At 54.0% G+C, this 18,814-nt stretch carries 21 protein-coding genes and 1 tRNA gene; 21 read left to right on the top strand and 1 reads right to left on the bottom strand.

Features of this window, described 5'->3' with window-relative positions:
- Window positions 1–50: 50 nt before the first annotated feature.
- Window positions 51–344, bottom strand: a complete 294-nt coding sequence (yhbY, locus tag OEZ10_08980; protein ID MDH5633116.1) for a ribosome assembly RNA-binding protein YhbY — start codon at window positions 342–344, stop codon at window positions 51–53.
- Between the two features lie 73 nt (window positions 345–417).
- Between yhbY and OEZ10_08975 the strand changes: the two genes are divergently transcribed.
- The 21 genes from OEZ10_08975 (at window position 418) to nuoK (ending at window position 18,809) form a co-directional block, all read left to right on the top strand.
- Window positions 418–1,062 carry an RlmE family RNA methyltransferase gene (locus tag OEZ10_08975; GenBank protein ID MDH5633115.1) on the top strand — a complete coding sequence of 215 codons (645 nt, stop codon included), beginning with the start codon at window positions 418–420 and terminating at the stop codon, window positions 1,060–1,062.
- 177 nt (window positions 1,063–1,239) lie between these two features.
- Entirely contained in the window at window positions 1,240–3,150 is a 1,911-nt protein-coding gene (ftsH, locus tag OEZ10_08970; GenBank protein ID MDH5633114.1) for an ATP-dependent zinc metalloprotease FtsH, read from the top strand.
- Between the two features lie 59 nt (window positions 3,151–3,209).
- A complete protein-coding gene (gene folP, locus OEZ10_08965) occupies window positions 3,210–4,001 on the top strand; it encodes a dihydropteroate synthase (GenBank protein MDH5633113.1) in 792 nt (263 codons plus the stop codon).
- Window positions 4,002–4,072: 71 nt separating this feature from the next.
- Window positions 4,073–5,446, top strand: a complete 1,374-nt coding sequence (gene glmM, locus OEZ10_08960) for a phosphoglucosamine mutase (protein ID MDH5633112.1) — start codon at window positions 4,073–4,075, stop codon at window positions 5,444–5,446.
- 39 nt (window positions 5,447–5,485) lie between these two features.
- Window positions 5,486–6,154, top strand: coding sequence for a signal peptidase I (lepB, locus tag OEZ10_08955; protein MDH5633111.1), 669 nt, complete (start codon window positions 5,486–5,488; stop codon window positions 6,152–6,154).
- On the top strand, window positions 6,151–6,576 hold the full coding sequence (locus tag OEZ10_08950; GenBank protein MDH5633110.1) for a GFA family protein: 426 nt from the start codon (window positions 6,151–6,153) through the stop codon (window positions 6,574–6,576). Before lepB ends, OEZ10_08950 begins: the two co-directional genes overlap by 4 nt.
- Window positions 6,566–7,210: an alkylmercury lyase family protein gene (locus tag OEZ10_08945; protein MDH5633109.1), complete on the top strand. Its 645-nt coding sequence runs from the start codon at window positions 6,566–6,568 to the stop codon at window positions 7,208–7,210. Before OEZ10_08950 ends, OEZ10_08945 begins: the two co-directional genes overlap by 11 nt.
- 100 nt (window positions 7,211–7,310) lie before the next feature.
- The gene (tpiA, locus tag OEZ10_08940) at window positions 7,311–8,063 is read left to right on the top strand and encodes a triose-phosphate isomerase (protein MDH5633108.1); all 753 of its coding nucleotides are present in this window, start codon (window positions 7,311–7,313) and stop codon (window positions 8,061–8,063) included.
- A 30-nt stretch (window positions 8,064–8,093) separates the two neighbouring features.
- Entirely contained in the window at window positions 8,094–8,444 is a 351-nt protein-coding gene (gene secG / locus OEZ10_08935; GenBank protein ID MDH5633107.1) for a preprotein translocase subunit SecG, read from the top strand.
- A 57-nt stretch (window positions 8,445–8,501) separates the two neighbouring features.
- Window positions 8,502–8,586 (top strand) — tRNA-Leu (locus OEZ10_08930).
- 248 nt (window positions 8,587–8,834) lie between these two features.
- A complete protein-coding gene (locus tag OEZ10_08925) occupies window positions 8,835–9,191 on the top strand; it encodes an NADH-quinone oxidoreductase subunit A (protein ID MDH5633106.1) in 357 nt (118 codons plus the stop codon).
- Complete coding sequence (locus OEZ10_08920) at window positions 9,182–9,658, top strand: NADH-quinone oxidoreductase subunit B (protein ID MDH5633105.1); 477 nt, start codon at window positions 9,182–9,184, stop codon at window positions 9,656–9,658. The genes OEZ10_08925 and OEZ10_08920 overlap by 10 nt, the downstream gene beginning before the upstream one ends.
- Before the next feature lie 24 nt (window positions 9,659–9,682).
- Window positions 9,683–10,309 carry an NADH-quinone oxidoreductase subunit C gene (locus OEZ10_08915; protein ID MDH5633104.1) on the top strand — a complete coding sequence of 209 codons (627 nt, stop codon included), beginning with the start codon at window positions 9,683–9,685 and terminating at the stop codon, window positions 10,307–10,309.
- Window positions 10,310–10,804: 495 nt separating this feature from the next.
- Complete coding sequence (locus OEZ10_08910; protein ID MDH5633103.1) at window positions 10,805–12,058, top strand: NADH-quinone oxidoreductase subunit D; 1,254 nt, start codon at window positions 10,805–10,807, stop codon at window positions 12,056–12,058.
- On the top strand, window positions 12,055–12,561 hold the full coding sequence (gene nuoE / locus OEZ10_08905) for an NADH-quinone oxidoreductase subunit NuoE (protein ID MDH5633102.1): 507 nt from the start codon (window positions 12,055–12,057) through the stop codon (window positions 12,559–12,561). The genes OEZ10_08910 and nuoE overlap by 4 nt, the downstream gene beginning before the upstream one ends.
- 12 nt (window positions 12,562–12,573) lie before the next feature.
- Window positions 12,574–13,872, top strand: a complete 1,299-nt coding sequence (nuoF, locus tag OEZ10_08900) for an NADH-quinone oxidoreductase subunit NuoF (GenBank protein MDH5633101.1) — start codon at window positions 12,574–12,576, stop codon at window positions 13,870–13,872.
- A 17-nt stretch (window positions 13,873–13,889) separates the two neighbouring features.
- Window positions 13,890–16,274 carry an NADH-quinone oxidoreductase subunit NuoG gene (gene nuoG / locus OEZ10_08895; protein ID MDH5633100.1) on the top strand — a complete coding sequence of 795 codons (2,385 nt, stop codon included), beginning with the start codon at window positions 13,890–13,892 and terminating at the stop codon, window positions 16,272–16,274.
- Window positions 16,275–16,283: 9 nt separating this feature from the next.
- Window positions 16,284–17,345: an NADH-quinone oxidoreductase subunit NuoH gene (gene nuoH, locus OEZ10_08890; protein ID MDH5633099.1), complete on the top strand. Its 1,062-nt coding sequence runs from the start codon at window positions 16,284–16,286 to the stop codon at window positions 17,343–17,345.
- A gap of 16 nt (window positions 17,346–17,361) precedes the next feature.
- On the top strand, window positions 17,362–17,850 hold the full coding sequence (nuoI, locus tag OEZ10_08885) for an NADH-quinone oxidoreductase subunit NuoI (protein MDH5633098.1): 489 nt from the start codon (window positions 17,362–17,364) through the stop codon (window positions 17,848–17,850).
- A gap of 11 nt (window positions 17,851–17,861) precedes the next feature.
- Complete coding sequence (locus OEZ10_08880) at window positions 17,862–18,476, top strand: NADH-quinone oxidoreductase subunit J (protein ID MDH5633097.1); 615 nt, start codon at window positions 17,862–17,864, stop codon at window positions 18,474–18,476.
- Between the two features lie 27 nt (window positions 18,477–18,503).
- On the top strand, window positions 18,504–18,809 hold the full coding sequence (nuoK, locus tag OEZ10_08875) for an NADH-quinone oxidoreductase subunit NuoK (protein MDH5633096.1): 306 nt from the start codon (window positions 18,504–18,506) through the stop codon (window positions 18,807–18,809).
- Window positions 18,810–18,814 lie beyond the last annotated feature (5 nt).

The raw sequence follows: 18,814 nt of genomic DNA, 5'->3' as shown, positions 1-18,814 counted from the left end.
TGGTGTCATATCATCCAGACACGAAACCCGGTTGCCAATTAGTGTTTTTGCTACCTGGGCAGCGTGATCTTCGATTCCTCGTTGGCCCGGAACAACACTACCACGCGACCAATACTCTGAACGGCCTCGGCACTGGTGCGTCGGCACAATTCCTCGATCGCGGCGTTCTTGTCTTCCTTTTCCACTGCCGGCAGCTTGAGTTTGAGTAATTCGTGCACATTTAGGGACAAATCCAGTTCGGCGATGACGGCATCGGTGATACCGTTGGCACCGATCGTGACCACGGGCTTGAGGCTGTGTGCCAGTCCGCGAAGGTGGTTTTTCTGTTTGCCGGTGAGTGCCATGGAAAACCGCTCGATCTGAAGGGGCAGCGATCATGCCCGTATTTTTTTCTCCAGACAAGCTAGAATCGGCGCCATGGGAAACAAGCAGCAGCAAAATCGACGCAAAAAAACCAAGGCCTGGCTGAAGCAGCACGTCAACGACGAATACGTGCAGCTGTCACGCCGGGAGGGCTATCGCTCGCGCGCCGTGTACAAGCTCAAGGAGATTGATGAGCGCGATAAGTTATTGAAACCGGGGCTAAATGTTGTTGAGCTGGGTGCTGCCCCGGGGGGCTGGTCCCAGTACGCAAGAGAAAAGTTGGCCGCGGAGGATAGCCTGCTGGCTATGGATATTTTACCCATGGACCCGGTGGCAGGCGTGCATTTCATCCAGGGCGATTTCACCGAAGACGCTGTGCTGAAGCAGTTGCTGGTCGCCTTGGCAGGACAGCCTGTAGACCTTGTAATTTCGGATATGGCCCCCAATATTACGGGTATTGCACCATCGGACCAGGCGCGGTCGGTATACTTGGCTGAATTGGCCCTGGATTTTGCTGACAGGGTATTGAGGCCCGGTGGTCAGTTCCTGACCAAGACATTCCAGGGTGAGGGTTTCCCGGAATTGCGCCAGGAGATGATGAGGCGATTCAAGACAGTGATTTCGCGCAAGCCCAAGGCGTCCAGGCCCCAGAGCCGGGAGATTTATCTGCTGGGCAGGGATTTTCGCGGTGCGGAATAGGCAGGATTAATAAAGTTTTGCAGTTTGCGTGGGGATTTGACGGGCCGCGGCAGTTATACTGGTTGCAAATCCGCCAGCTTACAGGCGCAATCAAGCATGGATACAATGGTCGGCATCTCGTTCGGCCGGTAATGAGCAGACAAGCAAAGTCGTATAGTGAGGTGGCTTTTGAATAATATGACCAAAAACCTGTTGTTGTGGCTGGTGATCGCGGTCGTACTGATGTCGGTCTTTAATAACTTTGGCCGTCACAGCCAGGCACGTCCACCCATGGAATATTCCACTTTCCTGGGCAAGATCAAGCAAGGCCAGATTGAAAGCGTCAATATTCAGGGCCGCGGTATCGAAGGTGTTACCCGCAACGGCGAGCATTTCAAAACCTACAGCCCGGAAACTGACAACCGTGCACTTATCGGCGACCTCATGGACAACCGCGTGGTGATCAAGGCCGAGCCACCGGAAGAGCCGTCAGTACTGTTACAGATTCTTATTAACTGGTTCCCGTTATTGCTGTTGCTCGGTGTGTGGATTTTCTTCATGCGCCAGATGCAGGGCGGTGGCGGCGGTCGTGGCGCCATGAGTTTTGGCAAGTCCAAGGCGCGCATGCTCACCGAGGAGCAGAACAAGATTACCTTTGATGATGTAGCCGGTGTTGAAGAAGCCAAGGAAGAAGTGGGTGAGCTTGTCGACTTCCTGCGCGATCCTTCGCGCTTTCAGCGTCTGGGCGGTCATATTCCCAAGGGTGTATTGATGACCGGTAATCCCGGTACCGGCAAGACCCTGTTGGCCAAGGCTATCGCCGGTGAAGCCAAGGTGCCGTTTTTCACTATTTCAGGTTCGGACTTTGTCGAAATGTTTGTTGGTGTTGGTGCTTCACGTGTGCGCGACATGTTTGAGCAGGCCAAGAAGCATGCGCCGTGCATTATCTTTATCGACGAAATTGATGCTGTCGGTCGCCAACGCGGCGCCGGTCTCGGCGGCGGACATGATGAGCGTGAGCAAACCCTGAACCAGCTGCTGGTGGAAATGGACGGATTTGAAGGCACCGAAGGCGTGATTGTCATAGCCGCTACCAACCGCCCCGATGTACTCGACCCGGCATTGCTGCGTCCCGGTCGTTTTGACCGGCAAGTGTACGTGCCGTTGCCGGATATTCGTGGCCGCGAGCATATCCTGAAGGTACACATGCGCAAGGTGCCCATGGCTGATGATGTGGATGCATCCATCATTGCCCGAGGCACACCCGGATTCTCCGGTGCCGACCTGGCTAACCTCGTTAACGAGGCTGCCTTGTTTGCTGCCCGTGCCAACAAGCGCCTGGTGGATATGGATGACTTTGAAAAAGCCAAGGACAAGGTCATCATGGGTGCCGAGCGCCGTTCTATCGTTATGCCTGAAAGGGAACGCATGAACACGGCCTACCACGAATCCGGTCATGCCATTGTCGCGCGCATGCTGCCCAATACCGATCCGGTTCACAAGGTCACCATTATTCCGCGCGGACGCGCACTGGGCGTGACTATGCAGTTGCCGGAAGAAGATCGTTACAGCCACGATCGCGAAACCCTGTTTTCCACCATCGCCGTGCTGATGGGTGGCCGTATTGCTGAAGAAGTATTCATGAACCAGATGACTACCGGTGCATCCAATGACTTTGAGCGCGCTACAGACATGGCGCGCAAGATGGTCATGCGCTGGGGCATGAGTGACGCCCTGGGTCCGCAGGTATATGGTGACAATGAATCAGAAGTGTTCCTGGGTCGTGACGTCACCACGCACAAGAACCTGGCCAATTCCACGGCAGAACTGGTGGACCGGGAAATTCGCCGCATTATCGATGAACAGTATGATCGTGCGCGCAAGGTTATTGAAGCCAATCGCGACAAGGTCGAGGCGATGACCAAGGCGCTGCTGGAATGGGAAACGATTGATGCCAACCAGATAAATGACATTATGGAAGGTCGCGATCCGCGACCGCCCGAGGCAACCGGGAGCGATTCCGGTTCTGATTCAAACACGCCCAAAGGTGGATCGCCGGTTGAAGGCAAAATCAAGCCAGACCTGGACAATCCGGCAGGTGAACATTGAACATTGAACAGCTCTTGACAAAAGCAGGTATCGCGCCCGGTTCCGGGCGCGTTGCCGTTATGGGTATTCTGAACAGTACTCCCGATTCATTTTCTGATGGCGGCAGGTTCAATACCATTGAGGCCAGTATTGGCCAGGCCCTGCTCATGCGGGAACAGGGCGCCAATATTATCGATGTTGGTGGTGAATCAACCCGTCCTGGAGCACGGCAGGTATCAGAAGCAGAAGAACTGGATCGCGTGATTCCGGTCATTGAGCGCCTGACCCGTGAACTCGACATTCCCGTTTCTGTGGACACGACCAAGGCAGTGGTCATGACCGAAGCAGTAAAGGCAGGCGCGGCCATGATAAATGACGTGTGTGCCTTGCAGTTACCTGGCGCCATGGATGCAGCCGTAAGTGCCAGTGTGCCGGTTTGTCTTATGCACATGCAGGGCGATCCGCGTACCATGCAGGCAGAGCCACACTACGAGGATGTGGTTGTCGAAGTGCGGGATTTTCTGAACGACCGAATTGCCCAGTGCGAGATTGCCGGACTGAACCATGACCAGATTATTATTGACCCAGGTTTTGGTTTTGGCAAAACCGTGGCGCATAACCTGTCGCTGCTTCACGAACTGGAAGAATTGACCGGGCTGGGCTTTCCCGTGCTGGCGGGCCTGTCAAGAAAGTCACTTATCGGAAAGTTGCTGAACCTGCCAGTTGACAGTCGTGCTCATGCCAGCGTGGCGTTGGCATTAATCGCTGTCCAGCATGGCGCGAGATTCGTGAGGGTGCATGATGTTGCCGAAACTGTCCAGGCTGTGCGGATGTGGGAGGCCGTGCAGTCAGGTGAAGTGACAGCGCTTTAGCTGGCGCTATAATAGAGAACAATTGCATGCGCTGTGTCAGCGCCGCGCATCGTCTGTACCCGGGAGGAGAAATGGCAAGAAAATATTTTGGCACCGATGGCATGCGCGGCCAGGTCGGGCATGAGCCGATTACACCTGAGCGCGTACTCAAGCTCGGTTGGGCGGCGGGCAAGGTGTTGTCGCAGCATGTAGAAGGGCGCGGCAAGGTGCTTATTGGCAAGGACACGCGCATATCCGGCTACCTGCTGGAATCAGCACTGGAATCAGGATTTTCCGCTGCTGGCGTTGATGTGCGCCTGCTTGGCCCGATGCCAACCCCCGGCATCGCTTACCTGACGCGTACGGCGCGCGCAACCGCCGGCGTCGTTATCAGTGCGTCGCACAATCCCTATGAAGACAACGGTATCAAGTTTTTTTCGGGCCAGGGCACAAAGTTGCCGGACGATGTCGAATTGCAGATAGAAGCAATGATGGATCAGCCCATGGAGACGGTGCCGTCACAGCAACTGGGTAATGCCAAGCGCTATCCCGATGCAACCGGACGCTACGTCGAGTTCTGCAAGAGCACCTTCCCGGGCCGGGCCAGCCTGGCCGGGCTGCGAATCGTACTGGATTGCGCCAATGGTGCAGCCTATCAGGTAGCCCCGTATGTATTTAACGAGTTAGGTGCCGATGTCATTGTTATTGGCAACAAGCCTGACGGATTCAATATCAACAAGGCTTGCGGATCTACCCATCCCGAGGCGCTTCAGGAAGCGGTAAAACAGTATCGCGCTGATGTCGGCGTTGCTCTTGACGGTGATGCTGACCGGGTGCTGATAGTTGATGAAAACGGGCAACTGGTTGATGGTGATGAACTGCTGTTTATCATCGCCATGTTCAGGAAGGCTGCCGGTATCCTTAATGGCGGGGTTGTCGGTACATTGATGAGTAACTATGGCCTGGAACAGGCCTTCCAGCGCGAAGCCATACCTTTTTACCGTGCTGCTGTTGGTGATCGCTATGTCATGAGTGCGCTGGATGAAAAAGGTTGGGAGCTGGGAGGTGAATCATCGGGGCATATTATCTGTCTCGACAAAACCACAACAGGTGACGGCATCATTGCAGCACTGGAAGTGCTGTCCATTATGCTGGAGCGCAGAAAGCCCATGTCAACGCTTGCTTCCGATATGGAAATACTTCCTCAAAACATGGTGAATGTCCGAATCCCCCGTGAAGTGCACGCAGCACGTACATTCGACGTAAACAGTTCCGGTGCCGTGCAAGAGGCGGTTCGCAGTGCTGAAACGGAACTTGCCGGCAGTGGCCGCATATTGCTGCGGGCATCGGGTACTGAGCCGGTGATCCGGGTAATGGTTGAAGGAAATGACGCGGCATTGATTACTCGCCTGAGCCAGGAGCTGGCAGGCGTGGTGGAACAGGCTGCCGCGGCATTGGGTCAGTAGTTGTTTCGCGGATTGGCAGCAAAACACGGGAGTGACCAAGTGTGGGACTATTTTCGCGAGCACAAGGGTGCAATCCTTTTCATTGTGCTGATGACGTTTTTTCGTGGCGCTATCGCCGACTGGAACCATGTACCGACAGGATCGATGAAGCCCACCATTGTTGAAGGTGATCATATCCTGATCAACCGTCTGGCTTATGATATCAAGCTGCCGTTAACAGCCGTTTCCGTATGGCGTCTTGCTGATCCGGAGCGTGGCGACATTGTTGTGTTTGACTCGGAAGCCGCCGGTATGCGTATGGTTAAGCGGGTTATTGGTCTGCCGGGAGACAGTGTTGCCATGCGCAATAACAGGATTTATATCAATCACAGACAATTGCCGCGTAAGTCCGTGGCGCAGTGCAGCAGTCATGACGAGGGTTATGAAGCGTACAGAGAAGAACTGGGGTCGACCAGTTATTGTCTGCAACTAAGCGGTGAGATTCATCGATTCGGCAGTTTCGGTCCGGCAGTCGTGCCTGCGGATCATTATCTTGTACTGGGTGACAATCGTGACAACTCTGCGGATTCACGCGTGCACGGTTTTATTCCGCGCAAGGAAATTATTGGTCGTACGCTGCGGGTCGCCTGGTCGCTTGACCGGGGTCGTTTTTACCGACCACGGTTTCAACGCTTTTTCAGCGGGCTTGATCCGGTGGCACCCCAATGAATTCATACCAGGGCGGCTGCCTGTGCGGCGCCATTCGTTTTGAAATTACCAGTCCCATACGCAAAATCATTTATTGCCACTGTTCGATGTGCCGAAAGGCGCAGGGAAGCGCCTTTGCCGCCAATGGTATTGTTGAGCGGGAGGCGTTCCGGATATTGAAAGGCGGGGACAAGCTCAGTACCTACGAGTCCTTACCCGGGCAGACCAAGTATTTTTGTTCCATTTGCGGCTCACCCATTATGAGCCGCAATACCCGACGACCGGAACAGGTGCGGGTGAGGCTTGGCACCATTGATTCAGACATCGTCGAAAAACCGGAAGCGCATACGTTCTACAGTTCGCGCGCAAGCTGGGAAAACTATTGTGATGCTGAACTGCCTCGTTTTGACAGCTGGGAGCCGGGACGAAGCAATGCAGACTGATACCGTTGAAGCAGTACTGGATCGCCTGACTGAGCGGTTGCCGCTGGCGGAGCAGATTGCGTCGCTGAATTCCCGACAGCTACGGTTTTACCGCTCCATTTGTTTTGAGTTGATCGCCCGTGGCGAGGCCATTGTTCCGGACAGCTCCGCGCGGGAAGATGTGCTGGCACTGGCGGAGCGTGACCTAGTGGTAATGGATGCCGACCGCGGCGCCGTGCTGGGCGCCTACCCGGTAACCACGGAACACACGCCGCACAAGCTGAAAATGGGGGCGCGGGCATTTCACGCGATGTGTGCTTTCGACGCGGTTTCCGTGGCGCCAATTCTCGAGGTTTCAGTACACATCGAGTCGCAATGCGCTGCAACGGGCGGGGCGATTGATTTTATGCAGACGGCGACCCGGACTCCCAGGCTTGATCGGCCTGTATGGGTAGGCATTGCCTGGCAGGATACGTGCCAGTGTGCTGCACATAGCTTGTGCCGGGATATGGTGTTTCTTTCATCGGAGCATGCAGCAGACGAGTGGCGGCAACAAAAAACCGTATCGGTACTCACGCTGGAGGATGCGATACGCGCCGGACAGCAATTTTTTACCCCGGTTTTACAGCCGATTCGAGCGCAATTGGCGTTATGAAAGGCCGATATCCCGGTGTCGGCAATTGCTTTATCGGTCGCCGACCGGTAACATCCCGCCCGTTTTTGAACCGGAATATTAAAGAATTCAGGAGTTTGTCATGCGTCGTCCCTTGGTTGCCGGTAACTGGAAAATGAATGGTTCGAAGGCGGAGTCTGCCGCTTTGTTGGATGGTATCCTGGCCGGTATCGGCTCGGTGACCGCTGCAGACATGGCCGTATGTCCGCCGGCAATCCTGGTGCCACTTGTTGAGCAGAAACTTGCGGGCAGCGCAGTAGCCTGGGGAGGGCAGGATCTCAACGTGAATGCCTCGGGTGCCTACACCGGTGAAATCTCCGGTCTGATGCTCAAGGATTTTGGTTGCAGCTACGCAATTGTTGGTCATTCTGAGCGTCGCGAATACTATGGCGAAACCGACCAGGTGGTGGCCGAAAAATTTGGTGCTGCCCAGGCACACGGCTTGGTCCCGATCCTGTGTATTGGTGAAACCCTGCAGGAACGCGAAGCCGGTGACACGGAAAATGTCTGTGCCCGGCAACTCGATGCGGTCCTGGCGGCTCATGGTATTGAGTCGTTCAAAAACGCAGTCATTGCCTACGAGCCTGTTTGGGCGATTGGTACCGGCAAGACTGCTACCCCGGAACAGGCGCAGGAAGTGCACGCTTTTATTCGAGGCAGGCTGGCGGAGCAAAGCGCTGACGTGGCAGCAACTGTGCGCATCCTGTACGGCGGTAGCATGAAGCCGGACAACGCCCAGGAACTGATTTCACAGGCCGATATCGATGGCGGCCTGATTGGCGGCGCCTCATTGAAGGCAGAAGATTTTCTCGGAATTGGACGGGCTGCGGGCTAATCCTGCTCGCCTGTAAAGGAAAGAATCGGGATGAAAGAAATCGTACTTATTATTCATGTGCTGGTGGCCATTGGCATCGTCGCGCTGGTGCTGTTGCAGCATGGCAAGGGTGCCGATGCTGGCGCAGCCTTCGGTGGCGGGTCGCAGAGCCTGTTTGGCAGTCGCGGCTCGGCAAGCTTTCTGAGCCGTACAACGGCAATCCTGGCTACAGTGTTTTTTGTTACCAGTATGACGTTGGCGTTTTTTGTGAACCAGCAGGTCAAGCCGACCAGTGTTACCGAGACCGTGGTGGAGCAGGCCGCTGAAAAGCAGGGGGCCCCGGCGATCCCTGATGCACCGGAGCCGAAAAAATCCGGCGATATTCCCGAGGTTCCTCGATAGGAATGTTCCGTTTTGTTGCCGCCCGTTGTATAAACGGGCGGCGATTCATCTCATATTGCCGAAGTGGTGGAACTGGTAGACACGCTATCTTGAGGGGGTAGTGGCGTAAGCCGTGCGGGTTCGAGTCCCGCCTTCGGCACCATCTTTTTCCTGATCATTCACTTTTTGCCGACGTCGATAGCGGGTCTTGTATGGTCATGTCATTTGCACATGCATCTCTATTCATTTTCATGATAGGTGTTTTTTATGCAAGCCAAAAAATCAATATAAGTAGTTGAAAAAGATAAGGAAAACGAATCCGACTCAAACTTGCTTTTGTTTGGCTCAAGCCATAGACTGCCTGCGAACCCTTCGGGTGGACTCTGACAAACTAGAAAGATAAATATTGAAATGTTGGAAAACTACCTACCCATACTGATTTTCATGGCAATCGGCATTGCAACCGGGATCGGACCCATATTGATTGGCCGCATTCTTGGTCCGCACAAGCCGGATAGCGAGAAACTGTCTCCCTATGAATGCGGTTTTGAGGCCTTTGAAGACTCGCGCATGAAGTTCGATGTTCGTTACTACCTGGTGGCGATACTATTCATTATTTTTGATCTCGAGATTGCATTTCTGTTCCCGTGGGCCGTCGTCCTGAGGGAGATCGGCATGTATGGTTTCCTCGCCATGATGCTGTTTCTTGGCATCCTTGTTATTGGCTTTATCTATGAATGGAAAAAAGGGGCGCTGGAATGGGAATAGAAGGCTACCTGGAGAAAGGCTTTGTCACGACGACTGCTGACAAGCTGATCAACGCTGCGCGTACCGGCTCCCTGTGGCCCATGACTTTCGGCCTTGCCTGCTGCGCCGTTGAAATGATGCAGGCCGGTGCTTCCCGTTACGATATCGATCGATTTGGTATGCTGTTCCGGCCGAGTCCGCGCCAGTCAGATGTCATGATTGTTGCCGGTACACTATGCAACAAGATGGCACCGGCATTGCGCAAGGTCTACGACCAGATGGCCGAGCCGCGCTGGGTCATCTCCATGGGTTCCTGCGCAAACGGTGGTGGCTACTACCATTATTCATATTCGGTTGTGCGTGGTTGTGACCGCGTGGTTCCGGTCGATATTTACGTTCCAGGTTGTCCGCCCACACCCGAGGCGCTGTTGTACGGAATATTGCAGCTTCAGGCAAAGATCAAACGTACCAATACAATCGCCCGCTAGAAGCTTTAAAGAGAATAAAGAATAATGACCGCACAGATGGAGACGCTACAAAAACACATTACGGATAAACTCGGCGATGCTGTGACCGGCTCCGTGGTTCATCTGGGCGAACTGACTGTTGAAGCAAGGCCCGATCGCATTGAAGAGGTATGCCGTACACTTCGTGATGATGCGTTATTCGGTTTTGAAGAGCTTATCGATCTTTGTGGCGTTGACTACCAGGACTATCGCAAGGAGTCAGAGCAGGGTGTCAGGCAGGGTCCGCGCTTTGCAGTTGTCTATCACCTGTTATCAGTAAAGCATAACCGCCGTATCCGGGTGCGTGCATTTCCGCAAAATGATGACGCGCCGATTATCCCGTCAGTAATCAATATCTGGGCTTCAGCCAACTGGTACGAGCGTGAAGCATTCGATATGTTCGGTATCCTGTTTGAGGGTCATCCCGATCTTCGACGTATTCTTACTGATTATGGTTTTGTCGGTCATCCGTTCCGCAAGGATTTTCCGTTGTCCGGGCATGTCGAGATGCGTTATGACCCGGAACAGAAGCGAGTTATTTATCAGCCTGTTACCGTGGAACCGCGCAACCTTGTACCGCGTGTTATTCGCGAAGAAGGATACGGAGCCAAGCAAGACCGTGAGCAGGAGTAATTAAAATGGCTGAAATCAAGAATTACACCATTAATTTTAGCTCCGGCGTAACTTGTGCTTCGCAAAAGTTAGCCTGCACTGAAATTTATCCTGAGCCTGCCAGGGCTCAAGTGATTGGGGCATAGGGTAGCGTTGTGGCAGAGATCAGGAACTACACGATAAATTTTAGCTCCGGCGTAACTTGTGCTTCGCAAAAGTTAGCCTGCACTGAAATTTATCCTGAGCCTGCCAGGGCTCAAGTGATTGGGGCATAGGGTAGCGTTGTGGCAGAGATCAGGAACTACACGATAAATTTTAGCTCCGGCGTAACTTGTGCTTCGCAAAAGTTAGCCTGCACTGAAATTTATCCTGAGCCTGCCAGGGCTCAAGTGATTGGGGCATAGGGTAGCGTTGTGGCAGAGATCAAAAACTACACGATAAATTTTAGCTCCGGCGTAACTTGTGCTTCGCAAAAGTTAGCCTGCACTGAAGTTAATGGTGCGAGAGGGTGCCGGCATGGCTGAAATCAAGAATTACACCATTAACTTTGGTCCGCAGCATCCTGCTGCGCACGGCGTTTTGCGCCTGGTGCTTGAGATGGATGGCGAAGTCATTGAGCGCGCTGATCCGCATGTCGGCCTGCTGCATCGCGGTACCGAGAAGCTTGCCGAGCATAAGATGTATAACCAGAGTATCGGTTACATGGATCGTCTCGATTACGTTTCGATGATGTGTAACGAGCACGCTTATGTCATGGCTGTCGAGAAGCTCCTGGGCATCGAGGTGCCGCTGCGCGCCCAGTATATCCGAGTCATGTTTGACGAGATTACACGTATTCTCAACCATCTGTTGTGGCTGGGTACGCATGGCCTTGATGTTGGTGCCATGACCATGTTCCTGTATTGCTTCCGTGAGCGCGAAGACCTGATCGATGCCTATGAAGCCGCCTCCGGGTCGCGCATGCATGCCACCTATTATCGAGTTGGTGGTGTTGCCCGCGATTTGCCCGACTCCATGCCGCAATACCGGACGTCAAAGTGGCACAATGCCAAGGATGCTGATTACATGAATCAGAATCGTCAAGGCAGCCTGCTTGATTTTATCTGGGATTTTACTGAACGATTCCCGGCGCGCGTGGATGAATACGAAACCCTGTTGACGGACAACCGTATCTGGAAACAGCGCCTGGTCGATATCGGCGTGGTCTCGCCCGAGCGTGCATTGCAACTGGGATTCACCGGCCCGATGTTGCGTGGATCCGGTATAGCCTGGGATCTGCGCAAGAAGCAGCCCTACGAAGTCTATGATCGCATGGATTTTGATATTCCAATCGGCACTAATGGCGACTGCTATGACCGCTACCTGGTGCGAATCGAGGAAATGCGCCAGGCCAATCGAATTATTCGCCAATGCGTAGAGTGGTTGCGCAAGAACGGTGGCCCGGTGATGGTGGATGATCACAAGATCGCCGCTCCGGCGCGCGAAGCCATGAAGAGTGACATGGAATCCCTGATTCATCACTTCAAGCTGTTTACTGAAGGTTACTGTGCGCCGGAAGGCGAGGTTTACAGTGCCGTTGAACATCCGAAGGGCGAGTTCGGTATCTATATGATATCGGATGGTGCCAACAAGCCTTACCGGGTCAAGATTCGTGCTCCGGGATTTGCACATATTTCATCCATGGATGAAATGACGCGCGGACACATGCTGGCTGATGTTGTTGCCGTTATCGGCACCCAGGATATTGTATTTGGGGAGATCGATCGATGAGTGTACCGGTCGGGAACGGCAAGATTGATTTGCTGACAGCGGCATCGCGCGCTGATATTGATCAGTGGGTGGCCAAGTATCCTTCTGATCGCAAGAGTTCCGCGGTAATGGCGGCTTTGCGTATTGCCCAGGAACAAAATGGTGGCTGGCTTACCAATGACCTGATGGATGCGGTGGCGGAGTACCTGGAAATGCCGCCCATTGCCGTGTACGAAGTGGCAACGTTCTACTCAATGTATGAATTGACACCGGTGGGTCGACACAAGATTTGTATTTGCACCAATATTTCGTGCATGTTGTGTGGTTCCGACAGCATTGTTGAGCATCTTGAGAGCAGGCTGGGAATCAAGATGGGCGAAACCACAGCCGACGGCAAGTTCACGCTCAAGGAAGTGGAATGCCTGGGTGCCTGTATCGGGGCGCCAATGATCGAATTGAACAAGACGTTTTATGAGTATCTCACCCCGGCCAAGCTGGATGAGATTCTGGATGGACTGGAGTAGCACGTGAGCGCAATGGCGAGACCGGCACCTGGCAAAGTCTGCTTGCACAATATTGATGCGGCTGAGCCGTGGACGCTGGCGGAATATGAAAAAGCGGGCGGCTACGAGGTATGGCGCAAGATTCTTCGTGAAAAAATTCCGCCCGAGCAGATTATCGAGGAGATGAAGGCGTCGGTGTTGCGTGGTCGTGGCGGAGCCGGCTTCCCGACCGGACTCAAGTGGAGTTTCATGCCGCGTTCGGCACCCGGACAAAAGTATATTGTCTGCAACTCGGATGAAGGCGAACCGGGCACTTGCAAGGATCGCGAGATTCTGCGTTTCAACCCGCACGCACTGGTTGAGGGCATGGCTATCGCCGGGTATACGATTGGTGCCACAACCGGGTACAACTATATTCGGGGCGAGTTCTGGGAGCCTTACGAACGATTCGAAGCGGCGATCAAGGAAGCCCGCGAAGCCGGTCTGCTGGGCAAAAACATCCAGGGCTCCGGCATCGATTTTGAACTTTACAGTCACCTTGGTGCCGGCGCCTATATTTGCGGTGAAGAAACCGCCTTGCTTGAATCCATTGAAGGCAAAAAAGGCCAGCCGCGCTACAAGCCGCCGTTTCCGGCGAACTACGGTTTGTATGGCAAACCAACCACGATAAACAACACCGAGTCATTGGCATCGGTGCCGATGATTCTCAAGAATGGCGGTAAATGGTTCCTGGAACTGGGCAAGCCCAATAATGGCGGTGTGAAACTGTTTTCAGTTTCCGGTCATGTGAACAAGCCCGGCAATTTTGAAGTGCCCATGGGTATCCCGTTCTCGGAACTGCTGGAGATGGCCGGCGGTGTCCGTAATGGCAATCGCCTTAAAGCCGTTATTCCTGGTGGTTCGTCTTCACCGGTTATACCTGGACTGCAGATGATGGACCTGACCATGGATTACGATTCCATTGCCGGTGCCGGCTCGATGCTGGGTTCGGGAGCGGTGATCGTGATGGATGAGACCACCTGCATGGTTCGGGCGCTTTCGAGAATGTCGCATTTCTATTACGAAGAATCCTGCGGCCAGTGTACGCCTTGTCGCGAAGGCACAGGCTGGATGGCCAAGGTTATCCACCGGATTGAGCACGGTCACGGTCGCATGGAAGACCTGGATATGCTGGATGATGTTGCCGCGCGCATCCAGGGTCGAACCATTTGTGCGTTGGGTGATGCTGCGGCCTTGCCAGTAGCCAGTTTCATCAAGCACTTCCGGGAAGAATTTGAATACCATATCAAGCATGGCAAATGTATGCCGGGCACCACACGTCATCGTGCCTGAGTTATCGAGATACGGAAATGAGTACTGAAGCGCAAACTACAACTGCTGATGCCGATACTGTAAGTATCGAAATCAACGGAAAGCAGGTACAGGCCAAAAAAGGCAGCATGGTTATCCAGGCCGCCGATGATGCCGGTGTCTATATTCCGCGCTTCTGTTATCACAAGAAGCTGTCGGTTGCTGCCAATTGCCGCATGTGCCTGGTCGAGGTGGAGAAGGCGCCCAAGCCGATGCCGGCCTGTGCCACACCGGTTGCTGAAGGCATGAAAATATCTACGCAGTCTGTTGTCGCCCGTAGTGCACAAAAGTCTGTCATGGAGTTCCTGCTTATCAACCACCCGCTCGATTGCCCGATATGCGACCAGGGCGGTGAGTGCACGCTGCAGGATCTGGCGGTGGGCTATGGTGGCGACAGTTCCCGTTACCTTGAGCCAAAACGCATCATCAAGGACAAGAATCTCGGTCCGCTGATCGCGACCGAAATGACGCGTTGTATTCATTGTACCCGTTGCGTTCGATTCGGCGAGGAAATCGCCGGTGTGCGCGAAATGGGCGCTACCGGTCGCGGCGAGCATACAAAGATTGGCACCTACATTGAAAAGAGCGTGGATTCCGAACTGTCAGGCAATGTCATCGACTTGTGCCCGGTCGGAGCACTGACATCCAAACCATTCCGTTATTCCGCGCGCAACTGGGAACTGGGCAGCCACGACAGTGTTAGCCCGCATGACAGCCATGGCTCAAATATCGTTGTGCAGACCCGCAATGGCCGAGTTATGCGCGTATTGCCTCGTGAGAACGAGGAGATCAACGAGACCTGGATTTCTGATCGAGACCGGTTCGCCTATACCGGGTTGTACAGTGACGATCGCCTGACCGCGCCCATGGTGAAAACCAATGGCGAGTGGCAGGAAACAGACTGGAATAGTGCTCTTGAAAGCGCAGTGCGCGGCCTGAATCGCGTTGCTGAAAAGCAGGGTCCAAGCCAGGTGGCTGCATTGGCATCTGCTTCAGTTACTACTGAAGAAGCCTACCTGCTGCAGAAGTTTATGCGCGGTATTGGCAGTGGCAATGTCGATCATCGTCTTCGTCAACTGGATTTTTATGATGATGCGGCAATGCCGGGATTCCCTGGCCTTGGCTGCAGTATTGCTGATGTCCAGGCCAAGGACGCAATCCTGCTGGTGGGTGCACACCCTCGCAAGGAACAACCGCTGCTGGGGTTGCGCTTGCGCAAGGCAAGAGAGGCGGGTGCCAGGTTTATGGCCATTAACCCGGTTGCCTATGACTATGGCTATCGTCCCGATGTCGAAGTAACCGGAACGCCGCAACAGCTGCTGGAGCAACTGGCAGCCGCGGCAGCGGCGCTGGCCGCTGTCGTATCGGGCAAGTTGCCGGACGGTATTCCAAGGATCGAAGCCAATGACAGTGCCCGGGCGATTGCGTCAATGTTGAATGACTCGAAAAACGGCATCATCATCATCGGCCAGACTGCCATGGCACACCCGCAGTCTTCACAGCTGCGCAGCATTGTTCGCGCAATTGCCGATATGAGTGGCGCTACCCTGTCATTTGTCGGCGAAAGCAATTCAGCTGGCGCCTGGCTCGCCGGTTGCGTGCCTCATCGTGGCAGTGCCGGTGCGGCTACGGATATCAAGGGCCGTGATGCCTACTCGCTGATCAAGGACCCGGTGCAGGCTTACCTGCTGTTTGGCCTGGAACCGGACCGGGACTTCATCGACGGTGGCCGCACCCTGGAAGCGCTTAAGGCGGCAGATTTTGTTGCCCTGGCAACTGCCTACAAGCCGGGCGCGGAAGCGCTTGAGCACGTGAACGTGTTGTTACCGATTACGCCGTTTACCGAAACTGCCGGAACTTTTGTCAATGGTGAAGGCAAGGCACAGAGCTTTGGCGGAGTTGCCAATCCTGCAGGCGAGGCACGTCCGGGCTGGAAAGTATTGCGGGTAATGGGCAACCTGTTTGAGTTACAGGGTTTTGACTACAACAGCGTTGAAGATGTGCGTGCCGAGATTGATTTTGCTGTTGTGCCATCGGCTCTTGCCCAAACCGGTATTGGTGGCACATTCGGTGGCAAGGCCGCAGACCTGGTTCGTACAGGCGAATACCCTATTTATGCAGGTGACAGTATTGTGCGTCGGGCAGTGCCACTGCAGGAAACAATGGATAACCCCGGACCGTTGGCGCGCATGAATGCATCCCAGGCATCGAAGCAGGGCGTGTCCGATGGTGACCGTGTCCGCGTGCGCATGCTCGAAGGCGATGCCGAGGTCGAGCTGATGATTGATAACCGGATTCCGGATGGCTGTGTCTGGTTGCCATCGGGCTATGCCGAAACCAGCAGGCTGGGTGCTTATGGCCCGGCTTCAGTGACGAAGTTATAAGGCGCAGCAATGATTGAATCATTAACGCAAACTGCATTGGGTGTATGGGGCTGGTTTCCGGTCTGGTCGCAGACACTGATCTATAACGTTGCACTGATCATCCTGATCATGGTGCCGTTGATGTTGTGTGTCGCCTACCTGACTTTTGCTGAGCGCAAGCTGATCGGCTACATGCAGGTGCGTGTGGGACCTAATCGTGTTGGTCCGCGTGGCTGGTTGCAGCCGATCGCTGACGCGGTCAAGCTGATGTTCAAGGAAATCGTGGTTCCGGCCAATGCCAATACTTACCTGTTCGTTATCGCACCAATCCTGTCCATCGCGCCGGCGCTGGCGGCCTGGGCGGTTATCCCGTTTGATAACGGTATGGTGCTGGCCAACATTGACGCGAGCCTGCTGTATGTACTGGCGCTGACATCTGTTGGCGTATACGGCGTTATCGTCGCCGGCTGGGCATCAAATTCCAAGTATTCTTTCCTGGGTTCCATGCGTTCAGCCGCACAAATCGTTGCCTATGAAATCGCCATGGGCTTTGCCCTGGTGGGTGTGCTGATGGCGGCCAATACGCTGAACCTGCACCAGATCGTGGTATTGCAAAGCGGTGATATTACCGACTGGTACATGTGGCCGTTGTTCCCGCTATTCCTTGTCTATTTTATTTCGGGTGTTGCTGAAACCAACCGTGCGCCGTTTGACGTGGCGGAAGGTGAATCGGAAATTGTTGCCGGTTTTCACGTGGAATATTCAGGCATGACCTTCGCCGTGTTTTTCCTGGCGGAGTATGCAAACATGATTCTTATCGCGACTCTTACAGTAGTTATGTTTCTGGGTGGCTGGCACGCACCGTTCAATGTTGCACCGTTTAACTGGGTACCTGGGCTGGGCTGGTTGTTTATCAAGGTTTGTTTTGTGTCATTCTTTTTCCTGTGGTTCCGGGCGACTTTTCCGAGATATCGCTATGACCAGATCATGCGCCTTGGCTGGAAAGTATTGATACCTGTGACCCTGGTGTGGATCGCAGTCATTGGTGTTGCCGTGCAGTATCCCGATACACTCGGTTACATGTTTCATTAATGGAGGAGGCTGAGCGATGAACGCGATAAAACGTTATCTGAACAGTTTCCTGCTGTGGGAATTGTTGAAGGGTATGGCGGTAACCGGCAAACACATGTTTGCCCGCAAGGTAACCATTTTTTACCCGGATGAGCGTACGCCCCAGTCACCGAGATTCCGGGGTTTGCATGCTCAACGCCGTTATCCGAATGGCGAAGAGCGCTGCATAGCCTGCAAGCTGTGTGAAGTCATTTGCCCGGCCCTGGCCATTACTATTGAACTGGCCGAGCGTGAAGACGGTACGCGTCGCACCAGCCGTTACGATATTGATCTGACCAAGTGCATATTCTGCGGATTCTGCGAAGAGGCGTGCCCGGTGGACGCCATTGTCGAAACCCGGATTTTTGAATATCACGGCGAGAAGCGTGGCGATCTGTATTACACCAAGGATATGTTGCTGGCCGTGGGCGACCGTTTTGAAAAACAGATTGCAGCGGATCGCGCTGCAGATGCCAAGTACAGGTAACGGGGAAGTCGGTGGAAATACAATCTTTTCAGCAAGTCTCGTTTTACTTCTTCGGTGCGGTGTTGCTGCTGTCCGCCTTTATGGTGGTCACCATGCGCAACCCGGTCAAGTCGGCGCTGTTCCTGGTGTTGTCGTTCTTCAGTGCCGCCGGTATCTGGATGCTGCTAGAAGCGGAATTCCTGTCCATCTCCCTGGTGCTGGTTTATGTGGGGGCGGTCATGGTGTTGTTCCTGTTCGTGGTGATGATGCTCGATATCAATATCGCCGAGTTACGTTCCGGATTTGGTGAGTACCTGCCAATGGGCGCATTGGTTGCGGTATTGCTGATTATCGAACTGGCCATCATTCTGAGTGGCGGACAATTTGGTCTGCAGGCCATGCCCGATCCGGCGCCGCACGCAGCCGATTACAGTAATACCCGGGAGCTGGGTCTGCTGCTGTACACCGCCTATATCTACCCGCTCGAACTGGCCGCATTGCTGTTGCTGGTGGCGATTGTTGCGGCGATTGCGCTGACCATGCGCAAACGCAAGACCACCAAGTACCAGGATCCTGGCAAGCAGGTTCAGGTTCAGGCCAAAGATCGCCTGAAGATTGTAAAAATGCCGTCTGAGCGCAAAAGCTGAGCGGATGAGGAAAGGAGCCTGAATACCATGATACCGCTAAGTCACTTCCTCATACTCAGTGCTGCGCTGTTTGCTATCAGCGTGATGGGCATTTTTCTTAATCGTAAAAATGTCGTCATCCTGCTGATGTCCATCGAATTGATGCTGCTCTCGGTGAACACCAATTTCGTTGCGTTTTCACATTACCTTGGTGATATGTCCGGCCAGGTATTTGTATTTTTCGTCCTGACAGTGGCTGCAGCAGAGGCGGCTATTGGTCTGGCCATATTGATTGTGTTGTTCCGCAACCGTCGCACGATCAATGTTGAAGATCTCGACAGCTTGAAAGGGTAGAGCCC

It is taken from the genome of Gammaproteobacteria bacterium (genome assembly GCA_029880545.1).
In the GTDB taxonomy this organism is placed as follows: Bacteria; Pseudomonadota; Gammaproteobacteria; order Acidiferrobacterales; family SZUA-150; genus JAOUOD01.
The sequence above is the reverse complement of the archived record's forward strand: the minus strand, read 5'-3'. Positions and strand labels throughout refer to the sequence as shown.